Annotated in this window: 12 protein-coding genes and 1 tRNA gene; all 13 read right to left on the bottom strand. The window is 68.5% G+C overall.

Going from position 1 to position 15,806, the window contains the following annotated elements; genetic code table 11:
* Positions 1–194: 194 nt before the first annotated feature.
* Positions 195–2,303 carry a polyribonucleotide nucleotidyltransferase gene (gene pnp / locus D3A60_RS07190; protein ID WP_119718027.1) on the bottom strand — a complete coding sequence of 703 codons (2,109 nt, stop codon included), beginning with the start codon at positions 2,301–2,303 and terminating at the stop codon, positions 195–197.
* Between the two features lie 149 nt (positions 2,304–2,452).
* The gene (rpsO, locus tag D3A60_RS07185) at positions 2,453–2,713 is read right to left on the bottom strand and encodes a 30S ribosomal protein S15 (protein WP_119718026.1); all 261 of its coding nucleotides are present in this window, start codon (positions 2,711–2,713) and stop codon (positions 2,453–2,455) included.
* Positions 2,714–2,946: 233 nt separating this feature from the next.
* Positions 2,947–3,900 (bottom strand): tRNA pseudouridine(55) synthase TruB, encoded by a 954-nt coding sequence (gene truB / locus D3A60_RS07180; RefSeq protein WP_119718025.1) that lies wholly within the window; start codon positions 3,898–3,900, stop codon positions 2,947–2,949.
* Positions 3,901–4,026: 126 nt separating this feature from the next.
* The gene (gene rbfA / locus D3A60_RS07175) at positions 4,027–4,407 is read right to left on the bottom strand and encodes a 30S ribosome-binding factor RbfA (RefSeq protein WP_119718024.1); all 381 of its coding nucleotides are present in this window, start codon (positions 4,405–4,407) and stop codon (positions 4,027–4,029) included.
* 2 nt (positions 4,408–4,409) lie between these two features.
* The gene (gene infB / locus D3A60_RS07170) at positions 4,410–7,019 is read right to left on the bottom strand and encodes a translation initiation factor IF-2 (protein ID WP_119718023.1); all 2,610 of its coding nucleotides are present in this window, start codon (positions 7,017–7,019) and stop codon (positions 4,410–4,412) included.
* 91 nt (positions 7,020–7,110) lie between these two features.
* Positions 7,111–8,598 (bottom strand): transcription termination factor NusA, encoded by a 1,488-nt coding sequence (gene nusA / locus D3A60_RS07165; protein ID WP_119718022.1) that lies wholly within the window; start codon positions 8,596–8,598, stop codon positions 7,111–7,113.
* A 4-nt stretch (positions 8,599–8,602) separates the two neighbouring features.
* Positions 8,603–9,205 carry a ribosome maturation factor RimP gene (locus D3A60_RS07160; RefSeq protein ID WP_119719018.1) on the bottom strand — a complete coding sequence of 201 codons (603 nt, stop codon included), beginning with the start codon at positions 9,203–9,205 and terminating at the stop codon, positions 8,603–8,605.
* A gap of 279 nt (positions 9,206–9,484) precedes the next feature.
* Positions 9,485–9,561: transfer RNA gene (locus D3A60_RS07155), tRNA-Met, on the bottom strand.
* Between the two features lie 98 nt (positions 9,562–9,659).
* A complete protein-coding gene (gene nuoN / locus D3A60_RS07150; RefSeq protein ID WP_119718021.1) occupies positions 9,660–11,105 on the bottom strand; it encodes an NADH-quinone oxidoreductase subunit NuoN in 1,446 nt (481 codons plus the stop codon).
* A 78-nt stretch (positions 11,106–11,183) separates the two neighbouring features.
* Complete coding sequence (locus D3A60_RS07145) at positions 11,184–12,695, bottom strand: NADH-quinone oxidoreductase subunit M (protein ID WP_119718020.1); 1,512 nt, start codon at positions 12,693–12,695, stop codon at positions 11,184–11,186.
* Positions 12,696–12,713: 18 nt separating this feature from the next.
* Positions 12,714–14,834: an NADH-quinone oxidoreductase subunit L gene (gene nuoL / locus D3A60_RS07140; protein WP_119718019.1), complete on the bottom strand. Its 2,121-nt coding sequence runs from the start codon at positions 14,832–14,834 to the stop codon at positions 12,714–12,716.
* A gap of 13 nt (positions 14,835–14,847) precedes the next feature.
* Positions 14,848–15,159 (bottom strand): NADH-quinone oxidoreductase subunit NuoK, encoded by a 312-nt coding sequence (gene nuoK / locus D3A60_RS07135; protein WP_119719017.1) that lies wholly within the window; start codon positions 15,157–15,159, stop codon positions 14,848–14,850.
* A gap of 5 nt (positions 15,160–15,164) precedes the next feature.
* On the bottom strand, positions 15,165–15,806 hold the full coding sequence (locus tag D3A60_RS07130) for an NADH-quinone oxidoreductase subunit J (protein WP_119718018.1): 642 nt from the start codon (positions 15,804–15,806) through the stop codon (positions 15,165–15,167).

The raw sequence follows: 15,806 nt of genomic DNA, 5'->3' as shown, positions 1-15,806 counted from the left end.
TGTGAGCGGTTCTTCACGCCGGCAGTCACGAATCGCGCGCCTTGCATGACCGCCCGATGGGGTCGCGCGACGGCTTTGGCGAGCCAGCGGGCAAGCGATGCGACCGGTTCCCCCGATCCGGCCCCGCGGCCAAACGGGCAAAAAGAAAGCGGGCCGAAGCCCGCTCTCTTTCGCGTCCAGCGACGTCGCCCGGCTTACTCGGCCGGGACGCCCTCGCCTTCCTCGATGGCCTTCATCGACAGGCGGATGCGGCCCTGCTTGTCGACTTCCAGCACCTTGACCTTGACCACGTCGCCTTCCTTGAGCACGTCGCTGACCTTCTCGACGCGATCGTTGGAGATCTGCGACACGTGGACCAGGCCGTCCTTGCCGGGGGAGATCGTCACGAACGCGCCGAAGTCCATGATCTTGGCGACCTTGCCCTCGTAGATACGGCCCGGCTCGACGTCGGACGTGATCTGCTCGATGCGCGCCTTGGCGGCCTGGCCGGCAGCGGCGTTGACCGAGGCGATCGTGATCGTGCCGTCGTCCTGGATGTCGATCTGGGTGCCGGTCTCCTTGGTGATCGCCTGGATGACCGAGCCACCCTTGCCGATCACTTCGCGGATCTTGTCCGGGTGGATCTTGATCGTCAGCAGGCGCGGCGCGAACTCGGACAGCTCGCCACGCGGGGCGGTCAGCGCGCTCGCCATCTCGCCGAGGATGTGCAGGCGACCGGCCTTGGCCTGGGCCAGCGCGGCCTTCATGATCTCCTCGGTGATGCCCTGGATCTTGATGTCCATCTGCAGCGCCGAGATGCCCTCGGCGGTGCCGGCCACCTTGAAGTCCATGTCGCCGAGGTGATCCTCGTCACCGAGGATGTCGGACAGCACGACGAAGTCGTCGCCTTCCTTCACCAGGCCCATCGCGATGCCGGCGACCGGCGCCTTGATCGGCACGCCGGCGTCCATCAGGGCCAGCGACGAGCCGCAGACCGAGGCCATCGACGAGGAACCGTTCGATTCGGTGATCTCGGAGACGACGCGGATCGTGTACGGGAACGACTCCATCGTCGGCATGACGGCGAGCACGCCGCGCTTGGCGAGGCGGCCGTGGCCGATCTCGCGGCGCTTCGGGCCCATCATGCGGCCGGCTTCACCGACCGAGTACGGCGGGAAGTTGTAGTGGAACAGGAAGTGTTCCTTGTACTCGCCCGAGACGGCGTCGATGATCTGGCCGTCGCGCGCGGTGCCGAGGGTGACGGCGACGATCGCCTGGGTCTCGCCGCGGGTGAACAGCGACGAGCCATGGACGCGCGGCAGCACGCCGACCTTCGAGGCGATCGGGCGGACCGTGTCGAGGGCGCGGCCGTCGATGCGGACCTTGGTGCTGAGCACCGCGCCGCGCATGGTCTCGTACTCCAGCTCGCCGAATTCCTTCGACAGCTCCGCCGGGTTCCAGCCGTTGGCCTCGCACTGCGGGGCCAGCGACGCCAGCACGTCCTTCTTCAGCGCGGAGATCGCGTCGCGGCGCGCGGCCTTGTCGCGGATCTGGAACGCAGCGCCGAGGCGGTCGCCGATGGCGCCCTTCAGCGCGGCGACGATGCCGTCGTGGCGGGCCGGTGCCGACCAGTCCCACTTGGGCTTGCCGGCTTCGGCGACCAGCTCGTTGATCGCGTTGATCGCGACCTGCATGTGCTGGTGGCCGAACATCACTGCGCCGAGCATCACGTCTTCCGACAGTTCCTGCGCTTCGGACTCGACCATCAGCACGGCGTTCTTGGTGCCGGCGACGACCAGCTCAAGCTTGGAATCCTTGAGTTCGCTGACGGTCGGGTTCAGCAGGTACTGGCCGTCCTTGTAGCCGACCTTGGCGGCGCCGATCGGGCCGTCGAACGGTGCACCCGACAGCGCCAGCGCGGCGGACGCGCCCAGCAGCGCCAGGATGTCGCCGTCGACCTCCGGGTTCATCGACATCACCGTGGCGATGATCTGGACCTCGTTGCGGAAGCCCTCCGGGAACAGCGGACGGATCGGGCGATCGATCAGTCGCGAGATCAGCGTTTCCTTCTCGGTCTGGCGGCCTTCGCGCTTGAAGAAGCCACCCGGGATGCGGCCGCCGGCGTAGAACTTCTCCTGGTAGTCGACGGTCAGGGGGAAGAAGTCCTGGCCCTCGCGCGCGGTCTTGTTGGCGACCGCGGTGACCAGCAGCACGGTCCCGTCGACGGTGACCATGACGGCGCCGCCGGCCTGGCGGGCGACTTCACCGGTCTCGAGCGTGACGGTCTGGTTGCCGTACTGGAAGGTCTTGGTAATTTTTGCCACGTTGGATGTTCCTCGGTTCGATGCGTTCCGGCCGGGGCCCTTGCCGCTGCCGGTCGACCGCCAACGGCGGCCTGGTGTACCGGTCGCCCGCGCGCGGACGACCTCAAAAAAAACCGCGGCGCATCACTGCGCCGCGGCGGGTATCTCGATCAGCGACGCAGGCCGAGCTTCTCGATCAGGCTCTTGTAGCGCTCGTTGTCCTTGCGCTTGAGGTAGTCGAGCAGGCTGCGGCGGCGGTTGACCATCTGCAGCAGGCCGCGCCGGCTGTGGTGGTCCTGCTTGTGGGTCTTGAAGTGGCCCGTCAGGTGCTCGATGCGGGCGGTGAGCAGGGCGACCTGGACTTCCGGCGAACCGGTGTCGTTGGCGCCGCGCTTGTTGTCTTCAATGATCTTGCTGGTGTCGATCGACATGGTGGGGCTCTCTGGTAGACGCGGGGCCCGCAGAACGCTGATCGGGGCGGATCGACCGCTCCGACGCACCGCCTGGCCCGCCGCTTGCTATGGAATGGAACGCGCTTGGTACGGCCGCGAATGGAACTGCGGAAAGTGCTTGAAAAGCCCCGCGATTGTAGCAGCCGATCCGGCCGAATGCGACCGGGCCGCGCGCTCCCTGCAGGGCGGCCGGCACCTGGCCAGCGGCCTGTTCATTCGCCCCGCGGCGAGGCCGACGCCCACGCGAACAGCCGGCGGACCTGCAGCCGACCGTCCGCCTCGAGCTCGGCCAGGCCTAGGGCGCGGCCGTCCGGACCGAAGACCGCCACCTCACGCGGCGCGACCGGGGGCGGGAGTCGCAGGCGCTGGCCATGGCCGAGCCGGGCCGCCTGATCGGCATCGACTTCGACCCGCGCGAACGGCGCCAGGCCGGCCTCGATCGGCAGCAGGCACGCATCGAGCCGGCCCTCGCCCTCGGCCGCGAGGCCGCGCAGCCGGTCCAGCGTGTACATCTCCGGGTCGCGGAACGGCTCGACCCACAGCCGCCGCAGCGTCTCGACGTGGGCACCGCAGCCCAGCGCTTCCCCGAGGTCGCGCACCAGGCTGCGCACGTAGGTGCCGGACCCGCACTCGACCCGCAGGCGCAGCCGGGCACCGTCGCGTTCGAGCAGTTCGAGGATGTGGACGTCGACGTCGCGCTCCGGCGCCTCGATGGCCTCGCCGCGGCGGGCCTTGGCGTACAGCGGCTCGCCGCCCTGCTTCAGCGCCGAATACACCGGCGCGCGCTGGCGGATGCGGCCACGCAGCGGAGCCAGCGCAGCCTCGATCGCGGCGTCCGACAGCGCCGGCACCGGTCGTTCGATCAGCACCGCGCCGTCGGCGTCGTCGGTGTCGGTGGTCGCGCCTAGCACCGCCACGGTCTCATACGCCTTGCGCGCGCCGAGCAGCGACCCGGCGATCTTGGTCGCCTCGCCGAAGCAAACCGGCAGCAGGCCGGTTGCGAGCGGGTCGAGGCTGCCGGTGTGGCCGGCCTTCTCGGCGCGGAACAGGTGGCGCACCTGCTGCAGCGCCTGGTTGGAGCTGAGGCCGGCCGGCTTGTCGAGCAGCAGCAGGCCGTGCAGCGGACGGAACACGGTGCGGGGCTTCTTCGGGCGCTCGGGGGTCATGGCGTGGGCGGCGTGCCGTGTCGATTGTTCTGGGTGATGGATGAGCCGGGGGTGGCCGTCATCGGGCGCCGGAAACGACGACGGCGGCCAGGCCGCCGTCACGCTTGTCCGATGGACGCCAGTGGATCAGTCGTCCGCCCCGCCCGCCTCGCCGGTCGCCGCATCCGGCGACTCGCGCAGCAGGTTGTCGATGCGCTCGCCCCGGTCGACCGAATCGTCGTAGTGGAAATGCAGCTCCGGCACGTGCCGCAGCTTCATCGCCTTGCCCAGGTGGTAGCGCATCTCTTTCGCCAGCTCCTTGAGCGCCTTGACCGCTTCGAGCGACCGCTCGGCCTGCAGCGCAGTGACGAACACCTTGGCGTGGGCCAGGTCGCGGCTGATCTCGACGTCGGACACGCTGACCGACGGCAGGCCGTGCTCGCGCACGGCCTCGCGGACGATGGTGCCCAGCTCCCTGCGGAGCTGGGCGGAGACGCGATCGGTGCGATGGAAGGACTTGCCGGCCATCGTTACAGGGTGCGCTGCACTTCGATGCGCTCGAAGCACTCGATCTGGTCGCCCGGCTTGATGTCGTTGTACGCCTTCACGCCGATGCCGCACTCGGTGCCGTTGCGCACTTCGTCGACGTTCTCCTTGAAGCGGCGCAGCGACTCGAGCTCACCCTCGAACACCACCGTGCTGTCGCGCAGCACGCGGATCGGCTTGGAGCGCTTGACCACGCCCTCGACCACCATGCAGCCGGCGACCGCGCCGAACTTCGAGCTGCGGAACACGTCGCGGACCTCGGCGATGCCGATGATCTCTTCGCGGATCTCGACGCCAAGGATGCCGGACGCGACCTGCTTCACCTGGTCGATCACGTCATAGATAATCGAGAAGTAGCGCAGGTCGACGCCGTTGCCTTCGATGACCTTGCGGGCCGAGGCGTCTGCGCGGACGTTGAAGCCGATGATCGTCGCCTTCGACGTCGCCGCCAACGTGGCGTCGGACTCGGTGATGCCGCCCACGCCGCCGCCGATCACGTTGATGCGGATCGCGTCGGTCGACAGCGCCGTCAGCGCCTCGCGCAGCGCCTGGACCGAACCCTGCACGTCGGCCTTGACCACCAGGTTGAGCGTCTGCTGCCCGGCACCGTCGCCCATCTGGGCCATGATGTCTTCCATGCGGTTGCCCGCCTGCGCGACCAGGCGCGTTTCGCGGCGCTTGGCGTCGCGCTGCTGCGCGACGTCCTTGGCCAGACGCTCGTCGTCGACGACGACGAAGTCGTCACCGGCGTCCGGAACGCCCGACAGGCCGAGCACCTGCACCGGGATCGACGGGCCGGCGGAGGCCACCTGCGAACCGGTCTCGTCGAACAGCGCGCGCACGCGGCCGTACTGCACGCCGCACACGAGGTAGTCGCCCTTCGACAGCTTGCCCTGCTGGACCAGCACCGTCGCGACCGGGCCGCGGCCCTTGTCGAGCGACGACTCGATGACGACGCCGGTGGCACGGCCATCGGGCACGGCCTTGAGCTCGAGCACTTCGGCCTGCAGCGAGATCGAATCCAGCAGGTTGTCGACGCCGGCACCGGTCTTGGCCGACAGCTCGACCATCTGGGTCTCGCCGCCGAACTCCTCGGCCACGACCTGCTCGCTGAGCAGCTCGTTCTTGACCCGCAGCGGGTCGGCGTCGGACTTGTCGATCTTGTTGATCGCCACGATCAACGGCACGCCGGCCGCCTTCGCGTGCTGGATCGCCTCGCGCGTCTGCGGCATGACACCGTCGTCGGCCGCGACCACCAGCACCACGATGTCGGTGAGCTTGGCGCCGCGGGCGCGCATCGAAGTGAACGCCGCGTGGCCCGGGGTGTCGAGGAAGCTGATGACGCCGCGATTGGTCTCGACGTGGTACGCGCCGATGTGCTGGGTGATGCCGCCGGCTTCGCCGGAGGCGACCTTGGTGCGGCGGATGTAGTCCAGCAGCGAGGTCTTGCCGTGGTCGACGTGGCCCATGATCGTGACGACCGGCGGACGCGTGACCTTGTCGCCCTGCAGGTCCTCGACATGCGCCAGCAGCACGTCCTCGGCGCTGCCCGCGTCGGCCTTGACCGGCACGTGGCCCAGCTCCTCGGTCACGAGCACCGCGGTGTCGTGGTCGATCGACTGGTTGATGGTCGCCATGACGCCCATCTTGAACAGCGCCTTGACGACGTCGCCGCCCTTCAGGGCGAGCTTCTGCGCGAGGTCGGCGACGGTGATCGTCTCGCCGATCGCCACTTCGCGCACGACCGGCGCCGTCGGACGCTCGAACGCGTGCTTGCCGGTGCCCGAACGCGACTGCTCGGACGAGCGGCGCTGCGGCTTGGCCTTGCCGCGCGTCACCGACGTGCGACGGGCGCGATCGGACGCGCTCAGGTGCATCTGGCCAGCGAAGCGGTTGGTGCGGTCGTCGTCCTCGACGGTCGCGACCATCGCGTGCGAGCCGCGGTTCTTGTGCGCCGGGGCGCCCGGGCGGGCGGCCTCGACACGCGCCGGGGCCGGCTTCGGGTGGCCGTGGCCATGGCCGTGGGCCGGCGCCTTGCGCGGGCCGTCCTCGTCGCCGAGCACCGCGCTCGCCTCGGCCAGCAGCGCGCGCTGCGCTTCCTCGGCCTTCTGGCGAGCGGCGTCCTCGGCCTCGAGGCGCGCGGCCTCGGCGGCTTCGGCGCGACGACGGTCATCGTCGGCCAGCTTCTGCTGCTCGGCCAGGTTGCGGGCGCGCGACTCCTCGAGCTTGCGCAGGATGTCCGCGCGCTCGTCGGCCGGGTCCATCCCGCCGCCGTCGACGGGACGCACCAGCGTCACCTTCTTGCGCACGACCACGTCGACCGTCGAGCGGCTCTTGCCGCCGCCGACCGTCAGCTCCTGCTTGCGGCTGCGGTTGAGCGTGATCTTCTTCGGCGCGGCCACCTCTTCGGCGGCCTGCTCGGTCTTGCCGTGCGACCGCTTGAGGAAGCCGAGCAGCTTGACCTTCTCGATGCTGGTGACGACCTGGTCGGGACCGCTGAAGCTCATGCCGGCTTCGGCGAGCTGTTCCAGCAGCTTCTCGACCGGCGTGTTGACCAGTTCAGCGAGCTTGCGGATGGTGGTTTGCTGCGACATTCGGATTCCGTGTCCTCGTTGCGCGGGACATGCCCGCGCGTGGTGGCGCCATTCTAGCCCCGGCGGCGCCGGGGCCCGTCGGCTGCCGTGTTCATTCGAACCAGTGCTTGCGCGCTTCCATGATCAGGGCCGCGGCGCGTTCCTCGTCGATGCCCTCGATGTCGGTCAGCTCGTCGGTCGCCAGGTCGGCCAGGTCGTCGCGGGTGACGACGCCACGGGCGGCCAGCGCGTACGCGGTGGCCTCGTCCATGCCGTCGAGCTCGAGCAGGTCGGCCGCCGGCTGGTGCTCCTCGAGCTGCTCCTCGGCGGCCAGCGCCTCGTTCAGCAGCGCGTCGCGGGCACGCGAACGCAGCTCCTCGACGATGTCCTCGTCGAAGCCCTCGACGGCAAGCAGCTCGCCGACCGGGACGTACGCGATTTCCTCGACCGTGCTGAAGCCTTCGGCCACCAGGATGCCGGCGATTTCCTCGTCGACCTCGAGCTTGTCCTGGAACAGCTGGCGGGCGGCGTTCTGCTCGGCCTCGGACTTCGCGGTGACCTGGTCCTGGGTCATCACATTGAGCTGCCAGCCGGTCAGGCGGCTGGCCAGGCGCACGTTCTGGCCGCCCTTGCCGATCGCCTGCGCCAGGCGGTCTTCGGCGACCGCCAGGTCCATCGAATGCTTGTCTTCGTCGACCACGATCGACTGCACCTCGGCCGGCGCCATCGCATTGATCACGAACTGCGCCGGATTGTCCGACCACAGCACGATGTCGACGCGTTCGCCGTTGAGCTCGTTGCTCACCGCCTGCACACGCGAGCCGCGCATGCCGATGCACGCGCCGATCGGATCGGTGCGGTTGTCGTGCGCCTGCACCGCGATCTTGGCGCGATCGCCGGGGTCACGCGCGCAGCCCTTGATCGACACCAGGCCCTGGCCGACTTCCGGCACTTCGAGCTTGAACAGCTCCATCATGAATTCCGGCGCGGCGCGGCTGATGAACAGCTGCGGCCCACGCGGCTCGGAGCGGACGTCGAACAGATAGCCGCGGACGCGGTCGCCGGCGCGCAGCACGTCGCGCGGGATGCCCTTGTCCTTCGGGATGATCGCCTCGGCGTTGCCGCCCAGGTCGACGTAGATGTTGCCGCGCTCGACGCGCTTGACGATGCCGGTGACCAGCTCGCCGACGCGATCCTTCCACGCATCGACGACCTGCTGGCGCTCGGCCTCGCGCACGCGCTGGACGATCACCTGCTTGGCGGCCTGGGCCGCGATGCGGCCGAAGTCCGGGTTCTCGATCTGCTCCTCGATGAAGTCGCCGACCTCGACGCCCTCGACCTCGTCGATGACGTCCATCATGCGGATCTGGCGGTCCGGCGACTCCATGACGACGTCGTCGGCGACGACCTCCATCCGGCGGAAGGTCTCGTAGCTGCCGTCCTTCTGGTCGATCGACACGCGCACCAGCACGTCTTCGTCGTGGTAGCGCTTCTTCGCCGCCGAAGCCAACGCGGCCTCGATCGCATCGAAGATCACCTCGCGCGGGACGCCCTTTTCGTTGGCGACCGCGTCCACCACCAGCAAAAGTTCCTTGCTCATCTGCTCACTCCGCACGGGACGGCTTGGCCGCCGGCTTCTTGGTTGGTTTCTTGGTTGACTGCTTGCCCGGGCGCGCATCGCGACCGGACTTGTCCTTGGCGGGCGCCATGCCGAGCGCGACCCAGTCGGGCACCAGGCGCGCCTTGTCGATGTTGCCGGCATTCACCGCCAGCTCCACCGGCTCGCCGCCGGCGCCCTCGATTTGGAACACGACCGTTTCGCCGTCGACCCGCGCGATCTCCCCCTGCAGGCGGCGCCGGCCGTCCTGCGGCACGCGCAGGGTCGCCTTGGCCGTCTCGCCGACGAAGCGCGCGAACTGCGCGGCACCGAACAGCGGACGGTCGATGCCCGGCGACGACACTTCCAGCGTGTAGTTGCCGCTGATCGGATCCTCGACATCGAGCTGCGCGGAGACTTCGCGGCTCACCGCCTCGCAGTCGTCGATCGTCACCAGCCGCTCGCTCGACTCGCCGGCCGGCACGTCGATGTACAGGCGCAACACCGAGCTGCCCGCGGCGGGCAGGTACTCGGCGCCGATCAGCTCCACGCCCAGCGACGCGACGGTCGGGGCGAGCAGCGTGGCGATCTCGGTGGCTTTGTCGGTCACGCGCGGAACCTCCTGCGAATGCGACGTCACGATGCGATCGGACGGGACGACGGCTGGAACGGATAACGAAGACAGCGGGAAAACACGTGCCGGTTGCCTGCGGCCGCGGCAAACCGCAGGCGCGAAAACAACAAGGGGCCCGGCGGGCCCCTTGTCCGTTACCACTGGATTTCGGCGCAATCACGCGAGCAGAGCGCGATTACCAAGCCCGACCCCTCCTTGAGACGGCGCCCCTTTCGGGACACCACCCGGTTCGTTCGAACCGTCTCAAATCGAAGCTGGTAGCGGGGGCAGGATTTGAACCTGCGACCTTCGGGTTATGAGCCCGACGAGCTGCCAGACTGCTCCACCCCGCATCAGGCCGACGATCATAACGGTCGTCGGAAATCTCCGCAAGCCCGATTCAGCATTTCGTTGCCAAACAGCGCAACTCCGCGTCGGGCGTGCGGCCGGATCAGACCGCGAAGGCCTGCTGGCACCACGCCATGATCGGGTTCCAGGCAAAGCCGAGCGCGAGCAGCGCGAGCGCATTGACGCCGAACACGATGCGCAGCGGCCGGTTGTTGACCGGCTCGGGAACCTGCCCGTCGGGTTCGTCGAAGTACATGGCCTTTACCACGCGCAGGTAATAGAACGCGCCGACCACCGCGAACACGACGCCGACGATGGCCAGCCACATCAGGCCGCCGTCGAGCGCGGCGCGCAGCACCGCCAGCTTCGCCCAGAAACCCAGGAACGGCGGCAGGCCGGCGAGCGACGCCATCACGCACAGGATCAGGCCAGCCATCCACGGGCTGCGGGCGTTGAGGCCCTTGTAGTCGTCGATGCGGTCGGCTTCGAAGCCCCGGCTGGACATCACCACGATCGCGCCGAACGCCGCGGCCGACATCAGCGCGTAGCTGATCGCATAGAACATCGACGCCGCCATGCCCTGCGCGCCGCCACCGGCGAGGCCGATGAACAGGAAGCCGACATGGGACACGGTCGAGTACGCCAGCAGGCGCTTGAGATTGCTCTGCACCATCGCCGACAGGTTGCCGATCGCCAGCGACGCCACGGCCAGGCCGGCGAGCAGCAGGCGCCAACGATCGTCGAGGCCGCCGGCGCCCATCTCGAGCAGGCGGTAGGCCATGCCGAACGTCGCCAGCTTCGGCGCCGAGCCGATGAACAGCGTGATCGGCGTCGGCGCGCCGTGATAGACGTCCGGCAGCCACATGTGGAACGGGGCCGCGCCGAACTTGAACGCGATGCCCGCGACCAGGAACACCACGCCGGTCACCAGCAGCGCGCTGGACTGCGTCGCCATCGCCGCCGCGCCGATGCCCGCCAGGTCAAGCGTGCCGGTCGCGCCGTAGACCAGCGACATGCCGTACAGCAGCAGGCCCGACGCCAGCGAACCGAGCACGAAGTACTTGATCGCCGCTTCCGACGCGAGCGGGCTGTCGCGGTCGATCGCCACCAGCGCGTACGAGCACAGCGCCAGCATCTCGAGGCCGACGTACACCATCACCAGGCTGCCGGCCGAGACCAGCAGCATCATGCCGGCCGTCGCGAACAGCATCAGCACCGCGACCTCGCCCTTGTACAGGCCGCGCTGGCGCAGGTACGGCCAGGTGTAGACCATCGACAGCGCCGCGACCAGGCACATCGCGACCTTCAGCACGTCGGCCGCGGTGTCGCGCACGAACATGCCGCTCATGACGGTGCCCTGCCCGCCCACGCCGGTGGCGACCATCGCCGCGGCCACCAGCAGCGACACGATCGCCAGCGCGTGGGTGACGACGCGCCGCCGCTCGTCGAGGAACAGGTCGAGCATCAGCAGCGCGAACGCCGCGCCGACGAGCACGAGCTCGGGCAGCAGCGGCAGCAGGTCGGCGGCGGACGGCATCATTGGGGTCATCGAAGGCGGTTCCGGGTGGTGCTGGCGGGTTCGGCCGGGGTTGGCGTATTGCAGCCCAGCGGGTTGAAGCCCTGCGGCTTACAGCTTGGACGTGGCGATCTGCGCGGCGAGCTGCGCGATCGACGGCTCCATCAGGTCGGTCAGCGGCTTCGGCCAGACGCCCAGCAGCAGCACGCCGACGGCGAACGCGCCCAGGACGAAGGCCTCGCGCGGGTTGATGTCCTCGAGCTCGGCGACGTGGGCATTGCCGACCTCGCCCCAGATCACGCGCTTGACCAGCCACAGCGTGTAGGCCGCACCGACGATCAGCGTGGTGGCCGCGGTGAACGCGATCAGCGGATGCTTCTGGAAGCTGGCGAGGATCACCATGAACTCGCCGACAAAGCCCGACGTGCCCGGCAGGCCGGCGTTGGCCATCGAGAACAGCACGACGAATGCGGCGAACCACGGCATCACGTTGGCGACGCCGCCGTAGTCCTTGATCATGCGGCTGTGCATGCGGTCGTACAGCACGCCGACGCAGGTGAACATCGCGCCGGACACGAAGCCGTGGCTGACCATCTGCACCATCGCGCCCTGCAGGCCCAGGCGCGCGCCGTCGACGTTGCCGTAGTCCCGCACGAGGCCGAAGGCGATGAACGTGCCGAGCGTGACGAAGCCCATGTGCGACACGGACGAGTACGCGATCAGCTTCTTCATGTCGTCCTGGGCGAGCGCGACCAGGCCGACGTAGACGATCGCGATCAGGCTCAGCGCGATCACCAGCCAGGCGTACTCGTGGCCGGCGTCGGGGACGATCGGCAACGTGAAGCGCAGGAAGCCGTAGCCGCCGATCTTCAGCATGATCGCCGCCAGCACCACCGAACCGGCGGTCGGCGCCTCGACGTGCGCATCCGGCAACCAGGTGTGGACCGGGAACATCGGCACCTTAACCGCGAACGCCGCCAGGAAGGCGAAGAACAGCCACATCTGCTCGGTGGCCGTCAGCGGCAGCGCGTACAGGTCGGCGAGCTGCCAGCTGCCGCCCTTCAGGTACAGGTAGATCAGCCCGACCAGCATGAACAGCGAGCCGAGGAACGTGTACAGGAAGAACTTCACCGACGCGTACACGCGGCGCGGGCCGCCCCACACGCCGATGATGATGAACATCGGGATCAGCATGCCCTCGAAGAACACGTAGAACAGCATCGAGTCGAGCGCGGCGAACACGCCGATCATCAGGCCCTCGAGCACGAGGAAGGCCGCGTAGTACTGGCTCACCCGCTTGTCGACCGAGCCCCACGCGCCAATCAACACCAGTACCGAGGTCAACGTCGTCAGCCCGATCAGCGCGGCGGCAATGCCGTCGGCGCCGAGGTGGTAGCGGATGTCGTACGCCGGGATCCACGCGCGGTCCTCGACGAACTGCATGCCGGCGTTGGCGAAGTCGAAGCCGGTGAACAGCGGCACGCTGAGCAGCAAGGTCAGCACCGCGACGCCGGTGGCGAACCAGCGCGCACCGTTGGCGCGCCCGTTGCCGAAGGCGAGCGTCAGGGCGCCGCCGAGGATCGGCAGCCAGATGAGGAGGCTAAGCAGGGGCCAAGAGGTCACTGGACGGTTCCGGTCGGGTTATTGCCAGTGTCGGATGACGACGGCGAGCAGCACGATCAGGCCGAGGATCATCGCGAAGGCGTAGTGGTAGAGGTAGCCGGACTGGACCCGACGCGCGAGACGCGCGACCAGGTCCACGACGCGGGCGCTGCCGTTGACGATCAGGCCGTCGATGACCCGGGCGTCGAACAGGCGCGAGGCCTTGCCCAGCGCAACACCGCCACCGGCGAAGCCGTCGATCCACAGGCTGTCGAAGCCGTACTTATTCTCGAGCACGCGCACCGGCCACGCCATCGCGTGCCGCGCCTTCGCCGGCCACTCCGGCTTGAGCAGGTACATCACGGTGGCGAGCGCGAAGCCGCCGAAGGCCAGCCAGAACGCCGGCGCCTGGAAGCCGTGCAGCGCGAACTTCGCCGGACCGTGCCACAGCTCCTTGCCGAGCTGCGCGACGGTGTCGCGCGCGGCGGCCACGTCGATCGCGCCGAGGAAGAACGGCAGCTGCGGGTGGTGGCCGGACATGTCGGTCGCGAACAGCATCGGGCCGACGGTCAGGTAGCCGATCAGCACCGACGGGATCGCCAGCAGGATCAGCGGCACGGTGACGACCCACGGCGACTCGTGCGGCTCGTGCGGGCCGTGGTGGTCGTCGTGGCCGTGCGCGTCGTGGGCGTCATGGCCGTGGTGGCCGTCGGCGTGCGCGTCGCGGAAGCGCTCCTTGCCGTGGAACGTCAGGTACAGCAGGCGGAAGCTGTAGAACGCGGTGACGAACGCGCCCAGCAGCACGGCCCAGTAGGCGTACTGGCCGACCCAGCCGGCGCTGCCGACCTTCGCCGCGTGGTGCGCGGCCTCGATGATCGTGTCCTTCGAGTAGAAGCCGCTGAAGAACGGCGTGCCGACCAGCGCCAGGGTGCCGAGCACCATGGTCCAGTAGGTGATCGGCATGTACTTCTTCAGGCCGCCCATCCGGCGCATGTCCTGCTCGTGGTGCATCCCGATGATCACCGAGCCGGCGCCGAGGAACAGCAGCGCCTTGAAGAACGCGTGGGTCATCAGGTGGTACACGCCCGCGCTGTACGCCGACACGCCGAGCGCGACGGTCATGTAGCCCAGCTGCGACAGCGTCGAGTACGCGACCACGCGCTTGATGTCGTTCTGCACGATGCCGATCAGGCCGGTCCAGAACGCCGTGGTCGCACCAATGAACAGCACGAAGTTCAGCGCGGTCTGGCTCAGCTCGAACAGCGGCGACATGCGCGCGGCCATGAAGATGCCGGCGGTGACCATCGTTGCGGCGTGGATCAGCGCCGAGATCGGGGTTGGGCCTTCCATCGAGTCGGGCAGCCACACGTGCAGCGGAACCTGCGCCGACTTGCCCATCGCGCCGATGAACAGGCAGATGCAGATCAGCGTGGCGATCGACCATGTCCACGGCTCAACCAGCTGCCAGCTGTTGCCGAACACCGTCACGCTGCCCGACCACACCGAGATGGTCTGGCCGGCGATCGTCGGCGCGTTGGCGAACACGGTGCCGTAGTCGAGCGAACCGAACACCAGCAGCACGGCGGCGATGCCGAGCAGGAAGCCGAAGTCGCCGACGCGGTTGACCAGGAACGCCTTCAGGTTGGCGAACACCGCGGTCGGGCGCTTGAACCAGAACCCGATCAGCAGGTACGAGACCAGGCCCACCGCTTCCCAGCCGAAGAACAGCTGCAGGAAGTTGTTGCTCATCACGAGCATCAACATCGAGAAGGTGAACAGCGAGATGTAGCTGAAGAAGCGCTGGTAGCCGTCGTCCTCGGCCATGTAGCCGATCGTGTAGACGTGCACCAGCAGCGACACGAAGGTCACCACGACCATCATCATCGCCGTCAGCTTGTCGACCATGAAGCCGACGTGCGCGTCGAAGCTGCCGACCTGGAACCAGGTGTAGACGTTCTCGTTGAACGGCGCGGCGCCCTGCCCGACCAGCTGCCACAGCACGTAGGCCGACAGCGCGAAGCTGGTGGCCACGCCGAGGATGGTAACGCTGTGCGCGCCGACCCGGCCGATCCGCCGGCCGAACAGGCCCGCCAGGATCGCGCCGAGCAGCGGCGCGAGCACCACGGCCAGCAGCACCGACTTGGAAATCGCGAACTCCATGCCCGGCATCGGCTCAGCCCTTCATCGAATCGATTTCGGCGACGTTGATCGTGCGCCGGTTGCGGAACAGCGTGACGAGGATCGCCAGGCCGATGGCGGCCTCGGCGGCCGCGACGGTCAGGATGAAGAACACGAACACCTGCCCCGACGGGTCGCCCAGCTCGCGCGAGAACGCGACGAAGTTGATGTTGACCGCGAGCAGCATCAGCTCGATCGACATCAGCAGCACGATCACGTTCTTGCGGTTGAGGAAGATGCCGGCGACGCTGATGCAGAACAGCGCCGCGGCAAGGGCCAGGTAGTGGCCGAGGGTCACGCCAGCCATCAGGTTCACGGGGTCGTCTCCTGGTCGGCCGCAGCCGCCGGCGGCGCCGGCCGGACCGCGTCCATGCGCACCATGCGCAGGCGGTCGCCGGCACGGACCCGCGCCTGGGCGCTCGGGTCCTGGTGCTTGGCGCCCGGGCGCCGACGCAGCGTCAGCATCACCGCGGCAATCACCGCGACCGTCAGGATCACCGCAGCGACCTCGAACGGCAGCAGGAAGCCGGTGAACAGCGCACGCGCCAGCCACGTGGTGTTGGGGACATCGGCGCCGCTGGCGACGTTCTCGGCGAACGGCGCGGCCAGACTGGCCTTGACCCCGATCAGCGTGACGATCTCGACCAGCATCACCACCGCCACCAGCAGCCCGACCGGCAGGTAGCGCACGAAGCCTTCCCGCAACGGGGCGACGTCGATGTCGAGCATCATCACGACGAACAGGAACAGCACCATCACCGCGCCGACGTAGACCAGGATCAGCGCGATTCCGAGGAACTCGGCGCCGGAAATGATCCAGGTGCAGGCGACGGAGAAGAAGGTCAGCACCAGGCACAGCGCGGCGTGGACCGGGTTGCGCAGGCTGATGACGCCGAGCGCCGAGACGATCGCGGCGGCGGCGAAGACGAGGAAGGCGAAGTGGACGGGATCCAT

The organism is Cognatilysobacter tabacisoli, from assembly GCF_003586305.1.
Classification (GTDB): Bacteria; Pseudomonadota; Gammaproteobacteria; order Xanthomonadales; family Xanthomonadaceae; genus Cognatilysobacter_A; species Cognatilysobacter_A tabacisoli.
Note: the sequence above shows the minus strand (reverse complement) of the source record. Positions and strands in the feature narration are given on the sequence as shown.

Excerpts from the sequence above, each read along its gene's own strand:
- rpsO (WP_119718026.1), bottom strand. The coding sequence starts at position 2,713 with ATGTCGATCGACACCAGCAAGATCATTGAAGACAACAAGCGCGGCGCC.
- truB (WP_119718025.1), bottom strand. The coding sequence starts at position 3,900 with ATGACCCCCGAGCGCCCGAAGAAGCCCCGCACCGTGTTCCGTCCGCTG.
- rbfA (WP_119718024.1), bottom strand. The coding sequence starts at position 4,407 with ATGGCCGGCAAGTCCTTCCATCGCACCGATCGCGTCTCCGCCCAGCTC.
- infB (WP_119718023.1), bottom strand. The coding sequence starts at position 7,019 with ATGTCGCAGCAAACCACCATCCGCAAGCTCGCTGAACTGGTCAACACG.
- nusA (WP_119718022.1), bottom strand. The coding sequence starts at position 8,598 with ATGAGCAAGGAACTTTTGCTGGTGGTGGACGCGGTCGCCAACGAAAAG.
- nuoN (WP_119718021.1), bottom strand. The coding sequence starts at position 11,105 with ATGACCCCAATGATGCCGTCCGCCGCCGACCTGCTGCCGCTGCTGCCC.
- nuoL (WP_119718019.1), bottom strand. The coding sequence starts at position 14,834 with ATGGAGTTCGCGATTTCCAAGTCGGTGCTGCTGGCCGTGGTGCTCGCG.
- nuoK (WP_119719017.1), bottom strand. The coding sequence starts at position 15,159 with ATGGCTGGCGTGACCCTCGGCCACTACCTGGCCCTTGCCGCGGCGCTG.
- D3A60_RS07130 (WP_119718018.1), bottom strand. The coding sequence starts at position 15,806 with ATGGATCCCGTCCACTTCGCCTTCCTCGTCTTCGCCGCCGCCGCGATC.